A 25948-nucleotide genomic window follows, 5' to 3' on the forward strand; every position below is an offset into this window, starting at 1 on the left:
TTACTTTTCAAATTCATTTTCAAGTTGTTGTTCTTGCGGAGTCAAAGCAATAGAAAGAGCTTGACGAATAATATTGGCCGTTAGCTTTATACTGGTTGTTGTTTTCGATAAACGACCGTGGTGCATGGCTCTATTGTCCCATAACGGGTTCGCCTTACGCCAATCAATATTCCTGATGAGTTCGATTTTTTGTCGCCAGTCATCGGGGTGCTGAGATAAAAGAGATTGCCCCACCATACCTAAAGCCTGCAACCCTACGCCGTGAGCGTTGATAAATTCCTGCCTTAACTGGCTTGGAGATATCTCCTTCGCTTGGACCATCTGCCATTCGGCTACGTGTTGGTTAACTAGTGACCAATATTCACTCGCTAATTCTAAATCTTCATCGGAAAAAGAAGCTTTAGACCCCTTATTAAGCAATATTTGCGTAGCTTGTTTAATACTGCTTAATGTAAATAACTTGGCACTCTTTAGTGCAACAGAGGATTTTTCCATTTCTGTATAAGCAACAAAAGGGGCAACATTTAATGCCAAATGCCTAGCAACTGCGGCTGAGGAATCCCGAAAATCATATAACGAACTGATCGAAGGGCTAGGGCGTACAGCGTGTTTATTCAAATCAGCAAACATCTGTTGGCTTCTTTGAAGGCCTTCATCAACGAAAAATAATACAGCGATATTATCTTGGCCTAATTCAGGCTTCTCTTTAATCGCTTCTTCTATGGCTGCGCGGCGGTGTTGGCCATCATTAATCAGTATTTGTGCCTCCATAGGTACATGTAATGTACCTAAGTCACTGCCTTCACTAGCTGCATGAAAAGTCACATTTTTTTCAACAGAAGCTGTTAATGCAGAAAACACATACCCCTTCGGGTTATCAACTAAGTAACGGGTGATCTCCGGAATTCTAGCTTTGTTAACCGAGCGCTGTGCTCTAAGTTCTGCAGGAACTTCCTCTTCATCAAAAATAAAGATCTTGGGAATGATCCGAAGGGGGCATGTGGCGATGTAAAAAGGGCGATCTGCCTGTTGGCCTCTAACCGCAGGAAAAGAATAAAAAAAGTTACTATCGACTTGACTCATGTTCGCGACTTTATACGTTACTGGAACTTATAGTACGTGATTATATACGTACCAAATTTAAAATCAACGTATAAAAGTCGCTTACTAACTTAGCTTTTAACATAATGTATGACAAGCTATCAGTTTCTTTAAGTTATTGTTTTGTAGTGATTAAAGATGTGATTTAATGACTCAAAATTAATGACAGGGACGAGTTGTTATGACTACCCCAGATAGACCTGAACTTAACAAAAAAATCATTCTAAACCTCGCTAATCCGACTGACGTAGTTGACTTAAGCTTCAAACAAATTTTTCAGCAGGAAGCGCGAAGAGAGCTATTTAATAAGATAATAGCTCAGATAGAACAGCAAACTACAACTAATAGTAATGATTCAGATGAAATATTTTATGAAAGGTATCACAACGCTATAACTATATGTGGATCTAGAGGAAGTGGTAAATCGACTCTTATAAGACATATTCTAACGAGCATGCATAAAGCGTCTAAGGGCTCTTATTTATCAGATCCAGAAGATGTTATTAAAGTTCCGGAAAGTCTGTCAGTATTGCCTGTTATTGATCCGACTCTAATTTCATCAAAAGAGCATGTACTGATAATATTGATATCTCAGATAAAAGAAAAAGTAAATGCTTCATCAAAGAATGCATCAGAAATCGATCTTGATGAGTTTTATAAGGCATTGAAACAGTTAGCTGGTGGACTTTGTCAGATTGATGGTATTGGTGCGTCTACAAACTACGGCGATGAATGGGAAGATAAATCATATATATTAGAAACGGGCCTAAATAAAGCGGCAGACGGTCGAACATTAGAAAAAAAACTTAATGATTTCATTGATAAAGCATTAAAAGTGGTTGATAAAAAGGCGTTCGTTGTTACGTTTGACGATATTGATACACAATTTGAACGTGGTTGGCCTGTTTTAGAAACGGTTCGTAAATACCTTACATCGATAAAATTAGTTATTTTGATTTCTGGTGATATTGAATTATATCAAACTTTAGTTCGAGCAAAACAATTTGAGTCAATAGGTAAGAATGTAATTGAGTATGATCGGCCTTCTGTATCTTTTCATCGAATGGAGGATGTTCGCTCTTTTGATGAAGACGCTTTAATCAATAAAGTAAGCGATCTCGAAGAACAATATTTAATGAAGGTATTGAAACCTGAAAAAAGAGTTCATATGTTGACTCTTCAACAGCGAGCATTACAGCAAAAACAACTTACACAACGAACAGATCTTGGAATATTGATTCAATTTAATTCTGAAGAAAACTATCCTAAAATTACGATTGAATCTTATTTGGAAAAAGTAGCCGAGGTTGGCTTTGGAATTTCAAAAAAAGTAGAACAACAAGCATTTTATTCTGCGGTATTAAACTTGCCAGCAAGAACATTAATGCAAGTAATGCATGCTACAAAACTACTTGTTTCTGTCGATAAAAATGGCGTTGTTGGCGCAGCTTTATCAAATGAGTATATTAATGAAAGAAAAGAACTGAGCTCTTTTAGCGTTCGTATAGCAGACTCTTTTTCTTCTACTATGAATAGTATTGGTATAAGTTATACTGATTTGCAGATATCGCACTTTTCTATTAATAAGCTTGTACAGTTATTTTGGAAGTGGGGGCTCAAACAAAATAAATGGGAGTCTTTTAGTAAGCTATATCCAACTTCACCAAACCAAAACATAAACAATAGAATTATAACCTTTTTAGCTATAGCAAATAGTCATATAAGATATGATATTAATAAGGCATTTGAATGGATGCTGCTTACCTCTTTACCTAAGTCGATATTTTTAGATTATAGAGATATTAGTACTTCAAATGTAGACGTAGTAAACGTTTTAGATTACATGGCAATTAATGATAGTTATTCAAGCTTTTTTGAGTCAGTAAATAAAGCAATGTTAGCTTCTATAAAGACACGAAAAGGAAAGGCGGAAACAAATGGTCTATATCGAGTCCCTTATAAAGATGTTGGCTTAGATATCGAAGTAATTCTATCTAAATTCTATAAAAGCTCAGTTCTAATTGATTCATATGAAAAGATAAAGGCTGCAGAAAATATAAAGAGGAACAAAGGTTCTAAATCGGCAGATAAAAAACAAGCTACAACAAAAATTACTGAGCTTAGAAATAAAATAAAAGATGATTTTTATTATACTTTTTCTATGGCGAATAGTAAAGAATTAGGCGATAAGTTCTACGGACATCCACTCATGGGTGAGTGGCACTCAACGATGGCTGAGGTTTACAAAACTATAAAACGACCAGCTAAGAAAGTTGGAGGTTTACTTTATAATCGATTGGATACAATTACAAAGGACTATGATCTTGGGCTTCTAAGTAATCTGGCATTAATAAAAACGAGTGGTGTAGTAAGGGGGCAGGATACAGGTTATATGTCCATTATGACACTCTTTTCGAATATAGTTATTTTGCTCAGTAGAAATATAGAAGACGAAAATAAACTCGTCAAAGTTCACCTTCCTGAAATCATAAATAATAGTAAATTGGGAATGCCAGATTGGTTAGATTCAACTGAAGATAATCTTGAAGATGAAACCGAATTCGAAGAACTTGCATTTTCCACAAAGGAAGATAGTTATTTCGGTTTTGCTAAAAGGTTATTGAAATGGCTGGATGTGGTAAAAGTAAAATGGCCGCTATTGCCAATATCTAGTGCTTCATTGACAAATTTCGCTGATAATTTTTATACCTTAATGAGAGATGTAGATTCAGAAAGGGCATTAGGTTCTTTACTGCATGCTCAAGTAGTTTCTTTGTTACACGCAGCTTTAATTGAAGATGGTAATAGAAAGAATATAATTCTAACTAATAAATCGATAGCAAAAACAGAAAAGTACTTTTTTGAAAATTATACAAAGTATTTTAAGCTGGATACAAAAAAAGACATTTATACGGACAAGATATTAACAAGTGAGTCTAGTAAGGAGGTTAGTTTATTTACGATTCTAGTATCGTGTCCGTTACTCGGTCTTTTTATGCGTAAAGAGCCCAAAAGCTACCAAGGACTACCTAAAGATTGGAATTGGTTAGATGCTCATGCAAAATATTACTTAAATATGTGTGAAATAGATGCCAATGATAGCAATACTAATCAAAGTGAATTGGCTGAATTTTATCTTAATGATCTGAAAGTTAGAGGCACTATTGAAGAGGTTGATATTGAGTTTAGTAATTTAAACCCGTTGCTTAATGCAATACCTATTACAGGTGTTGTTACTGGATATCAAAAAATCGATGTCGAAGTTGGAATTATTGATTGTACTCATAACGAAGAGTTAGCAAAATCCGAAGAGTTAACTAAAGCTAAAGAGTTAACTAAAGCTGAAGAGTTAACTAAAGCTGAAGAGTTAACTAAAGCTAAAGAGTTAACTAAAGCTGAAGAGTTAACTAAAGATGAAGAGTTAACTAAAGCTGAAGAGTTAACTAAAGCTGAAGAGTTAACTAAAGCTGAAGAGTTAACTAAAGCTGAAGAGTTAACTAAAGCTGAAGAGTTAACTAAAGCTGAAGAGTTAACTAAAGCCGAAGAGTTAGCTAAAAGTGGAAAGCTAGCAAAAGCGGGAGAGTTAACAAAAGCGGGAGAGTTAACAAAAGCTGATGAGCTAGAACAGTTAAACTCTTTAGTATCTGAACTGATTCCAAAAGATTAAAGTGATAAGAAATATAATCACCAAATTTAACTATCGATAACTAATATAGTATGTTGGAGCAATCTTTTGCAACAAAAGCTAATATGTGAATCCTTTAGGAACCTCGAGATACTGCGGCTATATCGCCGTAGTGTTTTTCTTAACAAAACTAACTTGAATAGATTGATCTATCAAGGAGTAAATCGCAGAGGACCTAACATACCTGATCACCTTATAAAAAATAGGCAATCTATCTTTATGCGAGGAGAGGATGGTGTAAGGGAATTTCTCATTAGTTCATTTGACAGAGTAAAGACCAGATATTTGCATTGTGGTTACGCTAAGGAACTCTATGTTAGTAGCGGTCTATTTGAAGAGTGGCAAACTATTATCACTGAAGTGCCACCTCTGCTCTTTTTGAGCTATTCGCTTTTAAAACAACACGGTTGTCCGAATTTTATTGGAAAGCTTGAACTCAAAAATTATGTTGAAAAACATATGAAAGGGCAGATTGGGCATAGTATTTTACCTAGTATTATCGATAATCGCCTTGATGATGTGATCAGTAGGAATAAGCTTGATGATTTGCATATTCACCTCAATGGCACAACAGAGATTGAGCTATTGTGGCGCACAGCCCTAGAGAGACCACATGCTTTTTCTAATGCCATAAAACCAGCTCATGATAACACTTTGGTAAAGGAGCTATATGGTCTAGAGGAGCTTGATTTTACGCAAAATGAGCTATTGGTGAGGCTTCGTGTAGCCAAAATGCTTCGCTCTGTTTTGCTCGACTGTGCAGTAAATGATAAAGAGGTTAATCAGCAAACTCTAAAGGATATTAATCAGCGTGCGGAATTCGATAGGTTATATTCACCATTCAATAAAGGTGAAGAAGATAGGTTTGCACAAATAGATAATGATTGTAGTATCGATGTGTTTACTAACCATATGGGTTCTAAATTAATAACACCTTTGGTTAAAGAGTCATTATTGTTGATAAAGTTATTTTCCCACTTAGAAAAGTCAAAAAGTGAGAATTTTGCTCAGCTCTTTTACTATTATCTGCTCATAAAGTGTCAACTTATGCGTCTTGTGGTGCAACAGACGCAGTTCTACGGTTTTGACCAGTTCCAAAAAATTACAGTAAATGAAATTCGCTCAGATGTTGAACGTGATTATGAAGCGCGTTTTTCTCAAGTAGCCAATGATAACGCTCAGAGTATTGAACGTTTAGAAGGCCGCTTTGCACCAAATAAAAAATTGGTAGCTAATAAAGAAAGGCTAATCTCGATCTTACAAGGCTACTCTCGTTATAAAGCAGGGTTTTCAGATAAAGATAATACTTCTGGTAAGAATATTGTTGAATTATTAAAAGCTGATAAAAACTATAAAGGAAGGTTGCAATTAAGCCTAATTGCACACTTTATTAAACAGCAAGATAAACGTGCAGCTAAACTATCTAGTATGAAAGAAGATGAGGTAGGGTTACATAATCTTGGCTGGTGCTGTCGTCATTACCAGCTTAGAAATGACGTTGAAAAGACTCGAAGGGCATTGATGGCTTTGCATCAACGTTACACTGATTTACCTGAATACCTTAAAGGTTTTGACGCGGCGGCGAATGAGCTAGATGCTGGTGCAGATGTATTTGCCCCAGTTTTTAGGCGCTTAAGAAACGATGGCTATCATAACTTTACATTTCATGCCGGTGAGGATTATGTGCATCTGCTTTCTGGGATTAGGACTGTTGATGAAGCTTTGCGTTTTCTTGATTTAAACCATGGTAACCGTATTGGTCACGGCACTGCCGTTGGCATAGATCCTGAGCTATGGCGAGACCGCATAGGTAAACGAGTCGTGATGAAGCAAGGTGAGCGGCTTGATGACCTTGTATTTGCTTACCATATCCTTAAAAAAGCAGATTGTTCTGGCAAGGTGTTAAACCTGTTAGAGAGTGGCATTAGAGAGCTAACAAACAAAATATATTGTGTAGCACCGGCATTGGAACAGAAAGCGGCTCCTACTCAGCTGTTTTCTTTTGAATATATCACGCCTGAAGATTTACACGAGGCTTGGAAGTTAAGGTATTTAGATCCTATATTGGCTTTCGATCTTAAGTCAAAGTGTAGTCATACCATTAGGTCTGAAATTATTGATGAAATTTTAAAAATCAAAGAGTTAAGAGCTGTTAAACCAAGGGCTTTTAAACTTTTCGAAAGATATCATGGTATACATGATGTTAATTTCATTCGAAAATATAATGAATTGGTAGAGGTAGATATCGATACTTGCCCAGTAGAGCAGGTATTCACCAAGGATATTTTACGTATTTTGCAAAAGTCTATTTTGCAAAAGATATCTAAAAAACAAATGGCAATAGAGTCGTTGCCAACCAGTAACCTACGAATTAGCTTTTACGAGAGTTATTCAGAACATCATATCTTTAATTGGTTAGGTGTTGGTGATGAAGAAGGGATGGAGGTACCTGTGGTATTAGGGTCTGATGATCCTGGTATTTTTTCGACAAACTTACGTAATGAATATGCGCATGTGCTAATTGAACTCGATAAGCGACTTCCGCCAATGGAAGCTATTGCTAAGCTTGAACAAATCGTAAAGAACGGCAAAATTTGGCGTTTTGAAAATCAATTTTAAAATTGGAAATATATAAGTTGAGTAATAATAGCCACCCCAAATGGTCTGATTTTTGTGCTACACGCACTTATCCGGAGAGGTATAAAGCCTATCTGAGTTTTTGTAACGATTATGTAAGCTGGTCTTTGGAAAAGAGTGATAAATGTAGGAAACTAGCGGTAGTAGCATTATTTTGGGCCATTAATGGGTTAGTTTTGTATCTTATTGGTAAGGCAGGTTTTTTTGATTTACGTGTTAATGATGAAAGCGCAATAGTTGCTACGTTGTTTGCTATCCCCACTATCATTATATGGATATCAAAAATATATGACCCAGATATATCAGTTTTAAATGATTTAAAAAGTCAAGATTACCTGACGCTATTGATTATGTATTTACCATTGATTTCACATTTATTTGGTGTAGATATTGAACTTCTCCTTCCTAGCTTGTCTTGCTTAGGTCTTAGTATTTCAATTTTGATGTATTTGATAAATCGATTAGAGGGTTTTACTCGTTCTTGGTCGCGTTATAGAACAGCTGGCTTTCAGGTTCAATTAAATCATGCTCGATTTGAGTCAGGGCACCTTCGTGAAAATGAAGCAAATGAACGCCTGCTCGAGATTATTGAGCAAGAAGTTGTTTCTAGGCATAAAGATATTATTGATGATTTCCACTTTTTTGGCGACAAGGTTAATGGATTTATACCTAAGAAATAAGAGGCTAAAATGATAATCACTGAAGCTGCAGTTATTGCATTGAACCATTTAGGACGACCAGCTAGAGCTGATGAGATACATAGTGTTATTTTGACCCTTAAGTTAATGACGAAGGCTGAAGTCAGTACCTCTGAAGGTGTGCGGGTTAAAATGGAAATGTCTTGTGTAAACTCAAAAAGAAACGATAAAGCGAATAACTTGTTCTTTACACGAGTGAGTCCTGGCACCTTTGATTTACTGGAAGAGTTTAAGACAAAACCAAAAACTCCAATAACCATACTTGAAACCGTCGCTAGAAAAAGAAGGTTATCTCGTTAGTGATGTTCTAAATGCGTTAAGGGCTATCAACATCGGTAAAAACGATAGCCTTTAATTTTAAACCCTTTTTGCTTTAGGCTTAACTCTAGCTTACTCAAGTTATTTGCTCCTAGGCTTTGAGTGACAACACTGGTCTTATTTAGTCTATTGTCAAAAGTTATTTGTTTATTGAAATCATCAAACGTTTTATCGAGATATTGGCTTTTGAATAACAGTGGCGGTCTTGCGTGCTCATCAACATAATCAAAAAAGTCTACATCAAGTTGCCACATTTTGACCTTGATACGCTCTCGCAGTGTCGGCAAGGGGCTAGTGTCGAAATTATCGTAGCCCATAAAGCTGACTTTGCCTGAGGTGATATGGATTTTTACGATGTCTATTTCGTCTAACTCCCCATATAACTGAATGGCAGCGCCAACATAAACTCTCAGCAAGGCGGGTAGAAGCGGTAAGAATTGTTTATGCAGTTCTAGTGAGTGACCGTCGTTTAATTTACTCGCTGGTAGCGTTTGATGCGCTTCAATACAGGCTTGCTCTATTTCTTGGGTATTAGCGATTCGGTAGAGTAAGGTTTTAGCTTCTGCTTGGGCAACTTTATAGGTGTCGAAGAATACTTTTATATCTCGCTTCAGCTCATTGGGTAAGTGTGTATAGCCTTTGTGTTGTTCAAACTGACATAGAGCAAAATAAACCAATAGGTCTTCTCGCCGAGTTGCAATTGCTGCTTCGAATACCGCAGTTGCTTGCTCACCTTGAACTTGTAGTAGCAGTTTTAGTGCTTTCTTGGCGTTTCCAATCGCAGCGTTTATCTCTGGCGTTTCAGTAAATTCTTCTAAAGCGGGTAAACGACCAAGTTCTAAGCACTTGTCCCAAAACAGGTTAAGCAGCTCATGATGTTTTGTAAACAGCAGCCTTGCTTGTTCTTCACTTGTTGGAGTTGGCGTGGTTAATTGCTTCCATGAATGGTGGCGCTTAAAGCGCCCAGAAAGGAAACGTTGCTCTTCCAGTTTATCTTTAAATATGTAGAAAATACCGGGGGCAATGGCGATTGCGTTTTCATCAAGTGTGCGCTCTATATAGCCTTTGAGCTCTGATTGCGCATAATACTTTTGAAAGGTATTTATCGATGTAATGACACCGTCTTTATAGGGAGTGAACTGGCTGATGAATTTGTCATTGGCTAACATTGCAGAAACGACAAGTAATTTTGTTGTAAGCTCCCAAGCGCTAAGGAGCGCTTCATCTCGCTCAACTTTGTCTTCAATCACATTAATGACAAAACCGATATTAACGAGATCGGACTTTACCTTTTCTACTTCTGGTCGAAAGTTCGGGTCCCAGCCTAAAGCATCTAATCCATGTGCCTCCAGCTCTGTTAAATCATCGCCTCGACCGCAGCCATAATCAAAGATAGTATGTTCGCCATTAAGGTAGCCTTGCTTGGCGAGTTGCTTCATTGGGGCAGAGAGTTCATGCCTCACAATCGCAGTTTTATGGCGGTCAATACTTGTTACTGTTGTATTGCTTTGGTCTATAACTGCAGAGCTTCGAAATAATCGCCCGTCTACCAATGTATAGCCATGCGCTTCAATAGTGCGTAGCCAGCTTTGCTTGAAACCAATCATACGGCTATTTTGGTAGAGCCCGGCATTTTCTCCTTCTTCAGTGATTGCTTTAAATTCATCGAAACATTCATGTTGAACGGGAAGCATGGTTTCTTTGCGGTGCAGGATTGGCGGATTGTCACCGTCTTTGTAGTCAACGATACGGTGGCTTAGTTTATTGAGGTCAACCGTTACGCTTTGAGTGAGTGATGGATAAGCTTCTGTGAAAAAGGTCGGGTAGGAGAGTAGCGATAGTCTGAATTCATTCCGTGATAACTTAACTATATGCCACCCATTCGGATCTATTTTAAGTGCGCTGCCAACTGCAAGAATAAATTGAGTTAGGGTGTTATCTAACTCAGGAAAGCAGTCTTTATGTAGATAGATAGCTTCAGGTAGTTTCTTTCCTAAAGGAACAGAGCTAACGAGTTGATTAAATTTAGTTGCGTCCACGCTATATCCTTAATTAGCTTACTACTTTATACATAACGTTTGAGTTAGTTACCTTTTAGCGTGAGTAAATAAAGGTAGGCATTGCCTTGCTTTTTAAATGTTAATTCACCACGTTCACGCTTATGCATAAGCTCACAGCCAGACAAACCAAAATGCTTCATGGCTTCTTTACTAGTAAGCCAAATACTAGGTTTATCACTTTGTTTACAGTCTGGCTGGTTATCTATCATCTTGGTATTTCTGATTAACATTTATTAACTCACAAACCTCAGTTATAGCACTTTGGCTAAACGCTATGCCACTACAAAACTAGTAATTAAGCTGTGTTAACAAGGATAAGGCGTTGTCTCCAATGGCTCGTTTTCCTGGTGTTCGTCGTCCTGTGACTTGATTGGTATTCATAAGCTGCACAAACTGGTTCATCTCAGGACCATAGCTGATATGCAACGGCCGTGTTTTGCCATAATAGTAGATACGGTCGAACTTAAGGTTTTCAGCTATCCACAGCGCAACTTCTTCCATTTGTTCTGGCCTAGCATCAACAAAAAAATCAACCGCTGCGCCAAGGCGAGGGCAGATTAGCACTCCTTTGCTATTTAGCTCGTGAGAGGCGTGCTGGTCTATATTTGGCGCAATATGTGGATTTTTATTTTTAGATATTGCTCTCGCTAATTCTGGCGAGCAAAATCCATAGGTGAGGGTGATTGGGCCAAACTGGTCAACGATAGGATCGAGAAGGTGTACTGCCAGTTGTTGTAATGCGCTCCAAGTCTCTTCTTGTTGCGGGATATTGGCTATTTTCGAGGGAGTAGCAGTTTCACCACAAATGATTAAGTCCTCAAAAAGAAAATGCTGACTAATATGCTGCTTTAAATCTCTATTTATCATAGCTGCCAATTTGCTTGAAATTTTTGTGATAATGGACGAAATGGAGTTTATTTGCCTTACTAGTCTATACAGAGTTAGTCGCTATTGTTAAGGGAATATTTAATGACTTTGTTTGTATTTTCGATACTTCTTATCGGTTTGCTTGGTTACTTAGCTCAAACAACTGGGTTATGTCTTGTTCGTGGTGTAAATGAGGCATTAGCCGGTAAACCAATGTTTCTATTTTCCATTGTAATGAGCGGCTCTTTGGCTTGGATTTCTATACTTATAGGTTACCTTGTTGATGTTGAAACACCTTTTATTTCCTATGAATATTCAATATTAGCAGTTGTTGGTGGCTTTCTGTTTGGACTTGGGGCTTCACTTAATGGAGGATGTGGGGTCTCAACGATTAGCAAATTAGCCAGAGGTCAATTAGTGATGGCTTTGACAATTAATGGCTGGTTAGTGGGTTGGTTATTGTTAGCCTCATTCTCTCTTGATTATCGTATTTCGCCTTATCAAATTGAGCTTAGTCTACATACAGGGATTCTAGTCTGTATATCTGTTTTCATTTTGCTATGTACAATAAAAATGACCCTAGAAAATCGTAAGCTTTGGCTCAGCATGTTAGGCATAGGCTTATGTGCAGGTATCGTTTTTTTGCACGAACCCAAATGGACTCCTAGCGGGTTGTTGAAGGATGTTAGCTTATCGCTTTGGTATGAAAAATCCGAAATCTGGCCTGATGATAGCCGTTTTATACTTATTGGAGCTTTAATAATTGGTATGCTCTTAGCTGCTTTGCATAAGAAAACATTTGACCTTGTAGCATTAACTAGCCGCAGTAGTTTGAAACATTTTCTAGCTGGTTGCTTAATGGGAGTGGGCGCTGCTATTGCGAGTGGTGGTAATGATAGCCAGCTTTTGCTTGGCTTGCCGTCACTATCACCAGCAGGGATCACAACTGTGCTTTGTATGCTAGCTGGCATTGCTGTGGGGCTTAAATTGTCTATGGTGCTTACTCGGTAAGCTGGTTTTGGTCAGTAGGTATGGCACTGAAGGATTAACCAACCTTATCAGCAGCAAAAAAAGCGTTCCTAGAGGCTGAAGTGAAGTTTAGATCCCAGCGATATACTCTAGAATCTAAACATTGCCTCTAGGAACTTGTCTGTTTGAGCTTAAAACTTCATTTCTGGTACATGGTCTGGCACGACCATTTCGCCGGCTGTCAGCTGGATTATCTCTTTAACACTCACCCCCGGGGCGCGCTCAACAAGGTGAAATTTGCCTTGCTTGATTTCGATGAGGGCGAGATCGGTTAATACGCGCTTGATACAGCCTTTGCCTGTGAGCGGTAGGCTGCATTTATTGAGTAATTTAGATACGCCATGTTTTGAGGCGTGGGTCATGGTGACGATAATATTGTCGGCGCCAGCGACTAAATCCATTGCGCCGCCCATGCCTTTTATTAGTTTTCCCGGGATCATATAGGAAGCGATATTGCCTTGTGTATCAACCTCAAATGCACCTAGTACGGTAAGATCAACATGGCCGCCGCGGATCATGGCAAAGGATTCTGCCGAGTCGAAAACTGCTGCACCTGTCTCCATAGTGACGGTTTGTTTGCCTGCATTAATCAGATCGGCGTCTAACTCTTCTTCATAGGGAAAGGGTCCCATGCCCAGCAGACCGTTTTCTGATTGCAACATCACCTCCATGCCTTGTGGAATATAGTTGGCGACTAGAGTCGGGATACCAATACCAAGATTGACGTAGTAACCATCTTGTAACTCTTGGGCGACGCGCTGCGCGAGTTGCTCTCTGGAAAGTGCCATATCTTAAGCTCCTGTCGATGTGTGGAGTGTCGAGGCTGATGCGGATCTGCTTCGGGTGGTTCTTTGTTCAATCATTTTGCTAAAGCTGCCTTGAATAAGGCGATCGACATAGATCCCGGGGGTGTGAATTTCGTCTGGGTTTAACTCTCCAGCCGCGACTATTTCTTCTACTTCTACCACGGTTATTTTGCCGGCGGTGGCGGCGAGGGGATTAAAGTTACGGGCGGTTTTACGATAAACAAGATTGCCGTAAGTATCGGCTTTCCACGCTTTGACGATGGCAAAATCGCCTTTGATAGCATGTTCAAGTATGTATTCTCGACCATTAAACTCACGGGTGTCTTTACCTTCTGCCACTGGTGTACCAACACCGGTCGCTGTGTAAAAGGCGGGTATACCAGCCCCCGCTGCCCGCATTTTTTCGGCGAGTGTGCCTTGTGGCGTTAGCTCGACATCAAGTTCGCCTGACATCATTTGCGCTTCAAAGTTTGCATTTTCGCCTACATAGGAGGCGATCATTTTTTTTATCTGTTTTCCTGGCAGTAATACGCCTAGCCCATGCTCTGTTGTGCCGCAATTATTAGAGACCATGGTGAGTTGTTTGGTGCCTTTGTTTTTGATTTCATTGATTAAGTTTTCTGGTATGCCACATAAGCCAAAGCCACCAGCAATGACCGTCATACCATCTTCGAGCCCAGCCATTGCGTCTTGATAGCTTGTCACGAGTTTATTAAATCCAGACATAGATGCTTCTCCTCTAAGACTCGATGCGAGCCGTCTTTGTGCTTCTCTTTTCACTATTACTCAAAAAAACAGATGCTCATATGCTACTAAGGTGCCAAATAAATCTGCTGGCTGTTGCAGTAATCTGAATGGGTGATCGGATGGGGTTTGCGATATTGATATGGCTTATCAATCCAGTTTGTTGTTAGTGCTTTTTGCTATAGCTGCATAAAGTCGTTTAACGCCATCTTGATCATGCCTTATTTTAAATTGTCTGCCAGCACGCCTGTGCTGATGAGGAGTCTGCATGTTAAGTGGAAAGGTTGCGTTAATTACAGGTTCAACAAGTGGGATAGGACTCGCGACCGCTCATGTGTTAGCTGAGCAGGGGATAAACCTAGTGCTACACGGGTTAATGAGTGATGTTGAAGGTCAGGCTTTAGCGCTGGAGTTTGCTGAGCGTTATCAAATAAAAACCTTGTTCGATAATGCTGATCTGCGTGACGCGGACTGCATTGCGCGCTTTATGGATCGGGCCATAACAAGCTTAGGCACGATTGATATTTTAGTTAACAATGCCGGTATTCAGCATACCGAAGGGGTGGGCAGTTTTCCGCTGCAAAAATGGAACGATATTATTGCGATTAATCTGTCATCTGCCTTTCACACCATCCAACACTCATTACCCGGTATGCGCGAGAACCGCTGGGGCAGGATCATCAATATTGCCTCGGTTCATGGCTTAGTGGCATCAATTAACAAGTCGGCATATTGTGCGGCTAAACATGGCATTGTTGGCCTGACTAAAGTGGTAGCACTTGAGTGCGCCGAGCAGGGCATTACTGCCAATGCGATTTGCCCGGGCTGGGTCGATACGCCGCTGATTAATAATCAAATCTCAGATATAGCGAGTAAAAACCAAACCAGTTTTGAAGACGCCAAGTACCAGCTAGTCACGGCTAAGCAGCCTCTGCCAGAAATGTTAGATGCTAGGCAGATTGGTGAGTTTGTGCTGTTTTTATGTAGTGATAGCGCACGTGGGATCACGGGCTCGGCTTTACCTATGGATGGTGCCTGGACGTCACAGTAGCGTCGCTTTAAGTCACCAATACCCAAACATGGACTGTATTAATCGCGAGTTGTTGAACCGCTAGGAGCTTATTTATGTCATCGAATGATCCCGTTGTTATTGTTTCTGCTAAGCGCACCCCTATAGGAAGCTTTCTTGGTGGATTATGTCAGGCTCAAGTGACTGACTTAGGCGCAACAGCGATTAAAGCCGCGATTGCCTGTGCGGGAATAAAAGCCAATGAGGTAGATGAAGTACTCATGGGCTGCGTGCTGCCAGCAGGCGCTGGTCAAGCGCCTGCAAGACAAGCTGCATTAAAAGCGGGATTAGCTGATTGCGTAGGGGCGACAACTGTCAATAAGGTGTGTGGCTCAGGGATAAAAACCTTAATGCAAGCTCACGATGCCATAAACGCCGAAAGCATTGAAGTGGCGATTGCTGGTGGTATGGAAAGTATGTCGAATGCGCCTTATTTGTTAGCGAAAGCCCGAGAGGGCTATCGCATGGGGCACGGTGAGCTCAAAGATCACATGATGTTTGATGGCCTTGAAGATGCCTATCAAACAATGCCTATGGGCACACTTGCGCAAATTACCGCCGATAAGCAGCAAGTCAGCCGTGAAGCCATGGACGCGTTTGCGATTCACTCTGCTAAAAAGGCCTGCTATGCAGCTGAAACAGGCGCTTTTTTAAATGAGATTGAACCTGTGGTGATAAGAACTCGCAAAGGGGATATCTGTATTCGTCGTGACGAAGGGCCTGAACTGGTTAACCCAGATAAAATTCCTAAACTGAAACCCGTATTTGCCAAGTCTGGCACGATCACTGCGGCTAATGCATCGTCAATTTCGGATGGCGCGGCGGCGCTGGTATTAATGAAAGCATCTAAGGCTGAAGCAAATCATTTAATGCCTTTGTGCCGCATCGTAGCGTACGCTAGCCACGCACAGGCTGCTGAAGATTTCACGCTCGCGCCTATTGGTGCAATCAATGCGTTATTAGACAAAGCGGGCTGGCAAAAGGAGGAGGTCGATCTTTGGGAGATCAACGAAGCCTTTGCCATGGTGACTATGTTGGCAGTCAATGAACTTGGGCTGGATAACAAAAAGGTTAATGTGAACGGTGGTGCCTGCGCCTTAGGGCATCCTTTGGGAGCAAGTGGCGCTCGAATAGTGGTTACCCTTATTCATGCGTTAAAAAATCGAGGACTGTCAAAGGGCGTTGCTGCGCTTTGTATTGGCGGTGGTGAGGCTGTGGCGATAGCGGTTGAAGTCCCCTGATGCAGACTTAATAGATTGCGACATAGTGAGCCATAAATGGTACTGAACAAGCATTATTTTTGGCTGTAAATTGCTCAAGTAAACGTTTTAAGTAAAGGACAAGCAGAGTATGGAAACGGGTGAAAAAATTAGGCGTCAGGTGATGGGTACTGACTTTGTTGAGCGTGCAGTACAAAACGCTAATGAGTTTACTCAACCTATGCAGGATTATATTAATTGTCATGGCTGGGGCGCGACTTGGCACCGAGACAGTATCGATTTAAAAATGCGTAGCTTGGTCACTATTGCTATGTTGGCAGCATTAAAATCCCCGGAAGAGTTAAAGGGCCATGTTCGCGGCGCGCTAAGAAATGGAGCCTCGGTAGCGGAGATCCAGGAAGTGTTATTGCATAGCGCTGTATATTGTGGCGCACCAGCAGCACAGCTGGCATTTAGAGCGGCAAGTGAAGTGATTGGCTCTGACTGACGCTCTGGTGTTTTTGGCTTGAATTGTACGCAAGTCGAGCGTCAAGGTAAGCCACTTTTATCGATTACGTTTCATCAATGACTTTTTGTGTTTTAAAACTGCTTATTACCCACCGTTATCATTAGTTATCTCTTAACTACCTCTAAAGACCCATACCCAAGTTTAATCCGTTTCCTTAGGTTCGTTTTGGTGTCTATTTTTTAAGCGATAGGTGAAAATAAATGAAATGGATAAACCAAGTACCTCAACTATGTCTGCTCATCGTGTTAGGTCTAAGTTCAAGCTTTGCTTATGGCGGCAGTTGGCAGCAAAACGTTTCAATTGGTGGATTTAATAAAGTTCACATCTATACACCTGATAGTGATTCGCAAATAGGTCAGGGCAAGTCGCTGCTTATTGTGCTTCATGGCTGTGTGCAGCCCATTAATAACTATTTAACCGCAAACCTTGAGCAAGCTGCTGAAGCGCACGGCGTGGTAATCGCTGTGCCAGATGCAATGAATAAAGCCGGCTATAGCTGCTGGTCATACTGGCAAGGGAGTATCAATAGATCTTCTGCAGATTATAAAAACCTGATCAACTTAGCGAATACCATGAGTGGCGATAGCCAACGTAATATTGACCCCAAGCAGGTGTATATAGCAGGGCTCTCGTCTGGTGCTGCGATGGCAGCGCAAACAGCGTGTGTCGCACCTGATGTTTTTGCCGGAGTTGCACCCAGTGCTGGGCCTACAATAGGCACAAGCTCTAATGGGGCTATTACGACTTGTGAGTCTGTTGCGGCATCTACCTTCAAGTCACGTTGTGAAGGCTATGCTGGCAGTTATAAGAGTCACTTTTCTAGCCAGATTGCGGTAATCGGCCATGGCACAGCCGATACAACGGTGAATACTTGTTATAACCAACAAAATGCAAATGGTTTTGCCTTGGTATATGGAGCAAATCAGCAAGTGGGCAGCCGTGTAGTGAGCGATGGTGTGGGGCAAACTGCACAAGAGCATCTGTGGAGTGATAATCGTGTCAGTATGCTTTGGTTTGAAGGGCTTGATCACTCTTGGTCTGGTGGTGCGGGTGCATCTGGCGATTATGTTGCATCTGATAGCATTAATTTTGCCCAATATCTTGGTCAGTTCTTTACTGATAATAATTTAAGAGTCGATAGAAACTCTGGGCCTGCGTTAAGTGATCTTACAGCCATTGAGTCCAATGGTGGGTTATTAGTGTCTGGGAGGGCAACTGATGCAGAGGGCTCAGTTGAACGTGTTGAGCTTACTATTTATCGCTTAGGCTCCGGCGTTAGCGAACTGGTAGAAACATTGACGAGTCAGGTTTCCACTATAGATGGCAGTTTTAGCAAAAGCAGCAGTGCGTTAGTTGATGGTCTTTACTCAATAACAGCTATTGCCTTTGATAATGAAGCCAAAGCCGGAGATGAATTAACTATTACGGCCAGAGTGGGCGCTGTACCTGAGCCAACAGCGCCTCAGTTAAGTGGCATTAGCGCGGCGATTTCGGGCCAGTGCGCCACAATCTCTGGGGTCGCAGTTGATATAAACCTAGATTTAACCTCTGTAACGGTGAGTTTTGATAATGGTAACCAAGTTAATGCCAGTATTGTTGATTCCGCTAGCGGTTATCGGTATTCGGCTGAGGCCTGTGATTTACCGGGTGGCAGTCAAATCGCTAATGTTATCGCAACAGATGCAACGGCATTATCTAGTCATGATAGTGTGTCATTTATTGTCGACGCTGGTGTGACTGGTGACTATAACCTGCATATCAATCAAGGGCATATCAGTTGGGGCGTTGGCTATTCTGCATGTTACCTTGCATTTGGTACGGCCGATTTTACTATGCGTGAATACCCATCTGGTACTAATCAATGCCAATGGGTCGCTGACGGGGATACCAGCTGCGCAGGCCCTGTACAAGCTTGTGTTGGCGGCGGGGCGGGAACGCCTGATAGTGATAATGACGGCATTAACGATGACCTAGATAATTGCCCGAATATGGCTAATAGCGACCAATTGGATAACGATGCAGATGGAATTGGCAATGTATGTGACTCAACGCCTGACGGTGAAATTGTTGATAGCGATGGTGATGGTATTAGCGATGACCAAGATAATTGCCCGAATATAGCCAATAGCGACCAATTGGATAACGATGCTGATGGGATTGGCAATGTATGTGACTCAACGCCAGATGGTGATAGTTTTCAATGCAGTGAATCCACGGCCAGTAATTATGCCCATGTGCAAGCTGGGCGCGCCACGACAAATGGCACATATGCTTTCGCATTGGGTTCTGGTACAAATATGGGGCTTTACAATGTGTTCTATTCAACAACGCTTGCCCAAACTAGCAGTAATTATTTTATGGTGGGAAGCTGCCCCTAGTTAAAAGCCGCTTTGATTAATCGGTGCAAATAGGCTTAAGTCTATGTGTTCGCAAAAGCCAGCAATATAAGCTGGCTTTTCTATTTTTAGTAAAACTAGACGCTTAGATTGCTAATTGAATCCTCTCATCAAATGCTTTTCTGTCGCTATAAGACTAGGTTTGCACCAAGCTTAGCAATCAAGCTAATGCTTCTAAGCTAATACCACCAGCTTAGTGCACTTGTAGAATGTAATTATTAGTCGCTTAAAGGCTGTATTGATAGAGGGTTATGGTAAGCAATTTACTCAATTTGGCTAGTAAATCACAGGGCAGTTACGTGTTTTCTAATGGGGAAATAATCAGACTTGTTTGGGGCCTATATCAAGCTTGTTTTCAGGCTTATTGTCAGGCGAGGAAAGAAGGCTAAGAAGGGCAAACAGTGAAAGGCGCAAAAGTCGATATTATTGACTGTATTTCTTATGTGTTTGATTTTAAGGGTAAATGTTTTTATGGAAGATGTTCTAATAAAAAGTGCCTTTATATAAAGTATTTGTATAAGGTTATATAAAGGCACTGCTGATATTGAGGAACTAACTGGCTGACTCTTTAAGTTAATAACTTTAAGCATATTACTTTAAATAAATTACTTTAAGTCAATTCAAGCATAAAGTCCGCTATTTGTTGGTAGGTTTGTTGGCATTCCTCTTTTACCAGATCTTGCAGCAACATATAGGCATGAATTAGCCCGTCAAACTGGTGATGGCTGACCTTAACACCTGCTTCGTGAAGCGCGTGAGCGTAGGCGAGACCTTCATCCCGCAGCGGGTCGCAGCCTGCTGTAAAGATTAATGTTTCAGGCATCTTGTTTGAAAAGGGACCATAAAGGGGTGAGGCTTGTTTGATAACTTGCAGCTCGGATTCATCAGTTGAATCGACATTTTCATTGGTGTTGAGCGAAAAATACTGCTGAAAATACCAACGGATTTTATCTTGCTCCAATAAAAATCCACAGCCGTTGCTCTGTATTGATGGGCTACTCATGGTGTAATCGACACTTGGGTAGATCAAAATCTGTTTATCTATCTTTATATCGCTATTTTTTAAGCTATTCATGCTCAGTGTCGTACAAATAGCGCCGCCAGCGCTATCACCCATAATGGTGACAGTATCATTATGAGCGACGCCTTTAAGCAGTTTTTTGTAATTGATTAAGGCATGTTGGCAATCATGAATACCAGCCGGATAGGGATGTTCTGGCGCTAACCGATACTCGACACAAATAACCACGCAGCGGGCTGTTTTGGCTAACTGCCTGCTGATTGGGTCATATAGCTCAACACTGCCGCACATATGGCCGCCCCCATGAAAGTGCAGCAGTACTGACAAGGGTTCATTTGGCGCTGGGCTATAGGCTCGCACCGCAAGCTCTCGGCCTTCAAAGTCTAAACATCTATCTTCAACAAAGGCGAGTTCCGGCGCTTCACTCATAAAGGCGGCGAGTTTGTCTAGGTTGCCGCGTATCAATGCAGGCGTCCATTCAACCTTGTTACGCTTAGCCTCTGCTAAAGCGTTATTGGCCTGAGTTAGAAAGTCTTCAAGTTTAGGGGATATTATGCCTCGCATGGTTTGAGCTCCTTAGCTTTACCTGTTTCTGGTAAAAGGTAACTGCCAATAAAAAAGGTGGTACTAATAAGGGTGATTAGGACGAAAGAGGCAGAGTAGTCGCCGCCATTGATATCGACTAATTTGCCAAAGACCCAAAGCACTATGGTTGAGAACAGGTAGCTGATGGAGTAGAACAGGCTAAACACCACCGTTATTTTTTGTCCTGTCATATTGGGGATTTCATGGGGCAGTGTTACCAATGCAGTGACAGGGAAGAAGATAAAGAAGCCTAATACGATGGCGGATAGGGTTTGAATCCAGGCATCGGTACTAAATGACAAACCAAATATGGTTAAGGTGATGATAACCCCTGAAAACCGAATAACAGGCAACCTAAGCGGTTTACGCTTGCTGTAGAGTATGCCTGCGATTGTGCCCAATATACCAAAGCCAATAACCCACTTACTTTGACTAATGCCTGCTTTGGGGTAGAAGGTAAATAAGCAAATATAGAAAGATAAAAGACCTGAGTAGGTAAACCCATAGGCCCAGTTGAACTTATCTTTTAAACCATCAATATAGCTGTAATGAGCTGTGTCGGCAGTCCTTTGCTGGTTTGATGATGTTTCAGTTTCAAATTTTACCAATAACCATGCTATGGCTAAGAGCAAACTTGAGAGGGAAAACAGGGTTAAACTTGCTTTCCAGCCACCTGTCAGCTGATTAATATCGGCCATAAACCACAAAATGATGGCGGTTCCTACATTAAAAGCGACGGCATTGAGACCGTTTACCACGGGGCGTTCTTCAGGCGTAAACCACTGCATCACAATAGGGTTGAAGTAGACAATCATAAACGCGCCGCCTAGCCCCATCAAAAATCGACTGATCAACAAGAGTTCATAATTAGGGGAAAAGGGCGTCATTAAGCCTGAGACAATTAATAAGCTGGCGATCAAAAAGGCATATTTGACACCGAACTTAATGGTTATCAAGGCTGCACCAAAGGTGCCGACGATTTTGGCTAACGTCACGGCGCCACTAATAAAACTGGCTGATGCCAGACTGTCGATCTGCATGGAAGCCATGATCTGATCCATGCTTGCTGTGCCGCCGACCCAAGCCATGGCAAACAAAACATAGCTAAAGAAAACGAGGGATTCAACGAGGTATTTATTGGTTATTTTCATAGAGTCTAGCTTCAAATCTTATGTGAATACTGAGACTTAGGTTATCTGATGGTTAGCGATAAAGAAGTACTACCTTAGTGCACTACATAGGTCGACTCATCGTGTTATGCTGGATTTATCAGTTGGTTACCAACTTGTGTTTACTTTTTTGGGGCTTGGGCTTAGGTTGGCGAAGATAGATCAGATAAAAGGAGTAAGTGCGTGAAGGAGAGACAGTGTTAGCTTGGTTGTCATTGGATACTTGGTTGATCACCTTTATTTCTATCGCCTATTTGGGGTTGTTGTTTGTGGTGGCGCAGTGGGGGCAAGATCAGGCAAAAAGCCAGTGGCTGAGCCAGCCTTGGATTTATAGTTTATCTCTGGGTGTGAGCTGCACCTCTTGGGCCTTTTACGGCACGGTAGGGCAAGCCGCAACGACTGGGGCTTGGCTTGCACCTATCTATATAGGCTCTATCTGTTGCTTAGTATTTGCATGGCCGATGTTAATGCGGATCCTTAAGATAATTAAGGAGCAGAACCTCACCTCTATTGCCGATTTTATCGCTTGTCGATATGACAGATCGCCGCAAATCGCCGCCACAATTGCCATAGTCTCTATGCTAGGGACTATTCCTTATATCGCCCTGCAACTTAGAGCGATTAGTACAAGTTTTGATTTGCTCACAGGTACCTTTCAGTCTGGTATTAGCACTGCCTTTGTGGTGACCTTAGTGTTAATCGTTTTCAGCATTTGGTTTGGTACTCGGCAAATTGCTGCCAGTAAGCAAAATCAGGGTTTAGTGTTCGCTATTGCATTTAGCTCTGTGGTTAAGTTATTTGCTTTGACTGCTGTGGGCATTTTTGCCACCTTTTTTATTTTTGATGGTTTTGGCGATCTATTATCGCAAAAAGAGCATTTAAAACCGGCGACAGATAGCGGCTCAATTTACTTTGTATTGATACAAGTGGTTCTTGGTGCGATAACCATCTTTATTCTGCCCCAAGAGTTTCACATGATGATGATTGAAAATCATCACGAAAAGGAGCTTAAGGCTGCACGCTGGCTATTTCCGCTTTACCTGATTTTAATCAATGTGTTTGTTTTGCCTATCGCCATCGCAGGCCAGTTAACCTTCCCAGGCGGCAGTGTTGCTGCCGATACTTATGTGTTGACCATTCCTCTGTTTTACCAACAAGCTTGGTTGGGGATTTTAGTTTATGTGGGTGGGTTAGCGGCTGCGACAGCTATGGTCATTGTGGCAGCGATTGTACTGAGCACAATGATCTCTACTGAGATATTAACGCCGTTATTACTGCGTCACCCCCACTTTAACGCCAAACAGACACCTCAGCTTGCTGGTGCGCTACTTAACTTAAGGCGCGTATCCATTGCTGCTATCTTGCTCTTTGCATTTGCTTTTGACCGTTACATCGACGAGCAAAGTCATCTAGCCAGTATTGGCTTATTATCATTTGTACTGCTTTCTCAGTTTGCGCCCGCGGCCGTCGGCGCCTTGTTTTGGCGACAAGCGACTTCCAACGGTGCGCTAATTGGTTTGATTGCTGGCACGTTTTTCTGGCTTTATACCTTGTTGCTGCCTTCTATTTTCGCTGACACTAACTGGGTGTTATACGGCCCATTTGAAATAAGTTGGTTGGTTCCGACCAGTTTGTTTGGGCTGAGTTGGCTCGATCCTGTCACTCACGGTGTGTTTTACAGTTTGTCGGCTAATTTAGCCTGTTATGTACTCATTTCGTTACTCTCTCGTCGCAGCGTTGGCGAGTCTATTCAGGCTGAGCTATTTTTAAACCGCTCCCAGAGTCAGTTTGAACGTAACTTGAGCGTGAACGATCTCTATAGTTTATTGCATCGATTTATCGATAAACAGGAAGCCGATAGCTTGTTGGCATTTGCTAAGACTATGCATGAGAATGAGTCGGATAGAAGTGGTAAGCTGGTGGAATATACCCGCTTAAAGCTATCTGGCGTATTGGGCTCGGCCTCGACTCGTATGGTGATGAAAGCGGCTTCATTTTCGCAAAAGGTACCGCTTGAAGATGTGGTGAGCATTGTTGATGAAGCCACTCAGATTTTTGAGTTTAATCGTGAGCTATTGCAATCTGGCGTGGAGAATATCGAGCAGGGGATCAGTGTGGTTGATGCTGATATGCGCCTTGTTGCATGGAATCAACGCTATATTGAGCTACTTGAGTACCCAGAGAATTTTGTTAAAGCCGGGATCCCTATCGAGGAGTTGATCCGTTTTAATATAGATCGCGGGGTGATAACTGGCGATGAAGCGAGCTATTTAGTTGAGCGACGGATTGAACATATGCGCTCGGGCAATGGTCATTATTATCAACGCACCTTGCCCAATGGCATAGTGCTAGAGATCCGCGGTCAAGCTATGCCAGGTGGTGGTTTTGTCAGTACCTTTTCTGATATTACTGCGCATATCAAGGCGGAAAAGGCGTTGCAACTGGCTAATGAAACATTAGAAAAGCGGGTAGAAAGTCGCACCCATGAGTTAGCGATGGCAAAGGCAGAAGCAGAAGCTGCGAATAGCTCTAAAACCCGATTTTTAGCTGCAGCAAGCCATGATCTAATGCAACCCTTCAATGCGCTAACCTTGTTTACCGATATGCTAAAGCAAAGGGTTAAATCGACAGAATTAACTGAGTTAGCGGATCATATTGAGGACTCGCTCAATGTGGTGGAGAACTTGCTTTCTGATTTAGTTGAGATCTCAAGACTCGATGGCAACTCGCAGAAAGTTGAGTGTAGTGACTTTGCTATTGATGAGCTGCTATCGACACTGACTAATGAATTCAATGTGTTATCCAATCAAGCTAACATCGATTTTAGCTACCAGTTCTCTAGCTGCTTTGTTCAAACCGATCAACGCATGTTAAGGCGAGTGATCCAAAACTTTTTATCTAATGCATTTCACTACTCGCCCGCTGGCGGATACGAGCATGAGCACACAAGCAATGAAGTCGGTTTACAGAACACTGCCCTACAGTGTGGTTCAAAAAACCGTAGTTTTAGTCCTAAGGTCGTTTTAGGTGTTAGACGCCTTAAACAGAGTATTTTAATTCAAGTGTGGGATAACGGGCCTGGAATTCCAGAAGATAAGCAGCAAACGATATTTGGTGAGTTTGCACGTTTAGAGCAGACACGTGAGGTGCCGGGCTTAGGTCTTGGTTTAGCGATTTCAGATAGAATTGCAAAGTTACTGAATCTAAAGATCTCCTTAAATTCCGTTATAGGTAAGGGCACTTGCTTTGCTATTGAAGTGCCTAGAATTGCAAAGCAGAAACACCGCAGCAATGTTGTTAGCTTTCCAAGTGATGAAAGCCAAACCAGCAGGGCACAATTTGATATTAGCGTATTGGTGATAGATAACGATGAGCTGATGCTAAAAGCCATTTCTAGCCAGCTAAGTGACTGGGGTTGTCATGTTCTTGCCGCTAAAGATGAAGCAAGTGCACGTGAATTGTTAGATGCGCAATTAACACTTAATGCTGGAAAGCCGAGGGAAGCGGGTACACAAGTGCCAAAATTGATCATTGCTGATTACCATCTAGATGATGAGCAAAACGGCGTCGATTTAAGTCAGAGATTGCTTGCCAGCCATAGCGGCTTTGTATCACAACCACCGAGCTGTGTTATCTGCTCTGCGGATCCCTCTGAGCAAGTGCGGCAGCATACCACCGTAGCGGGTTATGCATTTGTACGTAAACCAGTAAAGGCAATTGCGCTTAAAAAGATAATTAAAAAGTTGTTATAACCTGACATGACAGTGATATAAGTCTTACATGGAGTAGTGCATATTCAGCCCCTTGCCGTTATAGCTTAAGGCTTCTGGCGGCCTGAATCATTAGTCGTGGTGGTTTCGCTATAAACCTGCGCGAATAACTTAAGTAACCAATCTATGTTATTGGAAAGGGCATATTTAGGTTGAGTGTATACAGGGGGCTAAGCGTTTTGCGCGAGCATTTGCCCTCGCGCCTAACGGGCGGGGGCAAGATGCGATGAAGTTAGCATGTTTAGATAGCAACCTCTGTCAGTAG

The 25948-nt window shown here is 41.6% G+C and carries 18 protein-coding genes; 10 read left to right on the forward strand and 8 right to left on the reverse strand.

All coding sequences use genetic code 11. The features are described from left to right. A complete protein-coding gene (gene dndB, locus L2740_RS01195) occupies positions 1-1083 on the reverse strand; it encodes a DNA sulfur modification protein DndB (protein WP_248948128.1) in 1083 nt (360 codons plus the stop codon). Between the two features lie 199 nt (positions 1084-1282). Here dndB and L2740_RS01200 point away from each other — a divergent pair, with 199 nt between their 5' ends. From L2740_RS01200 to L2740_RS01215, 4 genes are all read left to right on the forward strand, one after another. Next, a complete protein-coding gene (locus L2740_RS01200) occupies positions 1283-4768 on the forward strand; it encodes a hypothetical protein (RefSeq protein ID WP_248948130.1) in 3486 nt (1161 codons plus the stop codon). 237 nt (positions 4769-5005) lie between these two features. Next, positions 5006-7405 carry an amidohydrolase family protein gene (locus L2740_RS01205; RefSeq protein ID WP_248948131.1) on the forward strand — a complete coding sequence of 800 codons (2400 nt, stop codon included), beginning with the start codon at positions 5006-5008 and terminating at the stop codon, positions 7403-7405. A gap of 17 nt (positions 7406-7422) precedes the next feature. Then, positions 7423-8103, forward strand: coding sequence for a hypothetical protein (locus L2740_RS01210; protein ID WP_248948132.1), 681 nt, complete (start codon positions 7423-7425; stop codon positions 8101-8103). A gap of 9 nt (positions 8104-8112) precedes the next feature. After that, entirely contained in the window at positions 8113-8421 is a 309-nt protein-coding gene (locus L2740_RS01215) for a hypothetical protein (RefSeq protein WP_248948134.1), read from the forward strand. Positions 8422-8447: 26 nt separating this feature from the next. Here the strand turns inward: L2740_RS01215 and L2740_RS01220 are convergent, their stop codons facing one another. From L2740_RS01220 to L2740_RS01230, 3 genes are read right to left on the reverse strand one after another with little or no spacing between them, the layout of a single operon-like run. Beyond that, positions 8448-10478: a DNA phosphorothioation-associated putative methyltransferase gene (locus L2740_RS01220; RefSeq protein ID WP_248948136.1), complete on the reverse strand. Its 2031-nt coding sequence runs from the start codon at positions 10476-10478 to the stop codon at positions 8448-8450. 44 nt (positions 10479-10522) lie between these two features. Beyond that, on the reverse strand, positions 10523-10729 hold the full coding sequence (locus L2740_RS01225; RefSeq protein WP_248948137.1) for a hypothetical protein: 207 nt from the start codon (positions 10727-10729) through the stop codon (positions 10523-10525). 58 nt (positions 10730-10787) lie between these two features. Further along, entirely contained in the window at positions 10788-11366 is a 579-nt protein-coding gene (locus L2740_RS01230; RefSeq protein ID WP_248948138.1) for a hypothetical protein, read from the reverse strand. A gap of 102 nt (positions 11367-11468) precedes the next feature. On the opposite strand from L2740_RS01230, the gene L2740_RS01235 reads away from it, so the two are divergent. Then, on the forward strand, positions 11469-12377 hold the full coding sequence (locus L2740_RS01235) for a YeeE/YedE thiosulfate transporter family protein (protein ID WP_248948139.1): 909 nt from the start codon (positions 11469-11471) through the stop codon (positions 12375-12377). Between the two features lie 149 nt (positions 12378-12526). On the opposite strand, the gene L2740_RS01240 is transcribed toward L2740_RS01235, so the two are convergent. Then, positions 12527-13183: a 3-oxoacid CoA-transferase subunit B gene (locus L2740_RS01240; protein ID WP_248948141.1), complete on the reverse strand. Its 657-nt coding sequence runs from the start codon at positions 13181-13183 to the stop codon at positions 12527-12529. 3 nt (positions 13184-13186) lie between these two features. Next, positions 13187-13927 carry a CoA transferase subunit A gene (locus L2740_RS01245; RefSeq protein ID WP_248948142.1) on the reverse strand — a complete coding sequence of 247 codons (741 nt, stop codon included), beginning with the start codon at positions 13925-13927 and terminating at the stop codon, positions 13187-13189. A 286-nt stretch (positions 13928-14213) separates the two neighbouring features. Here L2740_RS01245 and L2740_RS01250 point away from each other — a divergent pair, with 286 nt between their 5' ends. From L2740_RS01250 to L2740_RS01265, 4 genes are all read left to right on the forward strand, one after another. Then, positions 14214-14996, forward strand: a complete 783-nt coding sequence (locus L2740_RS01250) for a 3-hydroxybutyrate dehydrogenase (RefSeq protein ID WP_248948144.1) — start codon at positions 14214-14216, stop codon at positions 14994-14996. Positions 14997-15070: 74 nt separating this feature from the next. Further along, positions 15071-16255, forward strand: coding sequence for a thiolase family protein (locus tag L2740_RS01255; protein WP_248948145.1), 1185 nt, complete (start codon positions 15071-15073; stop codon positions 16253-16255). Positions 16256-16364: 109 nt separating this feature from the next. Next, positions 16365-16721 carry a carboxymuconolactone decarboxylase family protein gene (locus L2740_RS01260; RefSeq protein WP_248948146.1) on the forward strand — a complete coding sequence of 119 codons (357 nt, stop codon included), beginning with the start codon at positions 16365-16367 and terminating at the stop codon, positions 16719-16721. Between the two features lie 221 nt (positions 16722-16942). Further along, positions 16943-19120, forward strand: a complete 2178-nt coding sequence (locus tag L2740_RS01265; RefSeq protein WP_248948147.1) for an extracellular catalytic domain type 1 short-chain-length polyhydroxyalkanoate depolymerase — start codon at positions 16943-16945, stop codon at positions 19118-19120. A gap of 628 nt (positions 19121-19748) precedes the next feature. Here the strand turns inward: L2740_RS01265 and L2740_RS01270 are convergent. Both L2740_RS01270 and L2740_RS01275 read right to left on the reverse strand, forming a co-directional pair. After that, entirely contained in the window at positions 19749-20723 is a 975-nt protein-coding gene (locus tag L2740_RS01270) for an alpha/beta hydrolase (RefSeq protein ID WP_248948148.1), read from the reverse strand. Continuing rightward, on the reverse strand, positions 20711-21895 hold the full coding sequence (locus L2740_RS01275; RefSeq protein WP_248948150.1) for an MFS transporter: 1185 nt from the start codon (positions 21893-21895) through the stop codon (positions 20711-20713). Before L2740_RS01275 ends, L2740_RS01270 begins: the two co-directional genes overlap by 13 nt. 215 nt (positions 21896-22110) lie before the next feature. Here L2740_RS01275 and L2740_RS01280 point away from each other — a divergent pair, with 215 nt between their 5' ends. Then, positions 22111-25665 carry a hybrid sensor histidine kinase/response regulator gene (locus L2740_RS01280; protein WP_248948589.1) on the forward strand — a complete coding sequence of 1185 codons (3555 nt, stop codon included), beginning with the start codon at positions 22111-22113 and terminating at the stop codon, positions 25663-25665. The last annotated feature ends 283 nt before the right edge of the window (positions 25666-25948 follow it).

The organism is Shewanella pneumatophori (assembly GCF_023283895.1).
GTDB lineage: Bacteria > Pseudomonadota > Gammaproteobacteria > Enterobacterales > Shewanellaceae > Shewanella > Shewanella pneumatophori.

Coding starts and splice junctions, on each gene's coding strand:
- L2740_RS01200 (WP_248948130.1), top strand. CDS start 1,283: ATGACTACCCCAGATAGACCTGAACTTAACAAAAAAATCATTCTAAAC.
- L2740_RS01245 (WP_248948142.1), bottom strand. CDS start 13,927: ATGTCTGGATTTAATAAACTCGTGACAAGCTATCAAGACGCAATGGCT.
- L2740_RS01270 (WP_248948148.1), bottom strand. CDS start 20,723: ATGCGAGGCATAATATCCCCTAAACTTGAAGACTTTCTAACTCAGGCC.
- L2740_RS01275 (WP_248948150.1), bottom strand. CDS start 21,895: ATGAAAATAACCAATAAATACCTCGTTGAATCCCTCGTTTTCTTTAGC.
- L2740_RS01230 (WP_248948138.1), bottom strand. CDS start 11,366: ATGATAAATAGAGATTTAAAGCAGCATATTAGTCAGCATTTTCTTTTT.
- dndB (WP_248948128.1), bottom strand. CDS start 1,083: ATGAGTCAAGTCGATAGTAACTTTTTTTATTCTTTTCCTGCGGTTAGA.
- L2740_RS01235 (WP_248948139.1), top strand. CDS start 11,469: ATGACTTTGTTTGTATTTTCGATACTTCTTATCGGTTTGCTTGGTTAC.
- L2740_RS01240 (WP_248948141.1), bottom strand. CDS start 13,183: ATGGCACTTTCCAGAGAGCAACTCGCGCAGCGCGTCGCCCAAGAGTTA.
- L2740_RS01215 (WP_248948134.1), top strand. CDS start 8,113: ATGATAATCACTGAAGCTGCAGTTATTGCATTGAACCATTTAGGACGA.
- L2740_RS01260 (WP_248948146.1), top strand. CDS start 16,365: ATGGAAACGGGTGAAAAAATTAGGCGTCAGGTGATGGGTACTGACTTT.
- L2740_RS01225 (WP_248948137.1), bottom strand. CDS start 10,729: ATGTTAATCAGAAATACCAAGATGATAGATAACCAGCCAGACTGTAAA.
- L2740_RS01255 (WP_248948145.1), top strand. CDS start 15,071: ATGTCATCGAATGATCCCGTTGTTATTGTTTCTGCTAAGCGCACCCCT.
- L2740_RS01250 (WP_248948144.1), top strand. CDS start 14,214: ATGTTAAGTGGAAAGGTTGCGTTAATTACAGGTTCAACAAGTGGGATA.
- L2740_RS01205 (WP_248948131.1), top strand. CDS start 5,006: ATGCGAGGAGAGGATGGTGTAAGGGAATTTCTCATTAGTTCATTTGAC.
- L2740_RS01265 (WP_248948147.1), top strand. CDS start 16,943: ATGAAATGGATAAACCAAGTACCTCAACTATGTCTGCTCATCGTGTTA.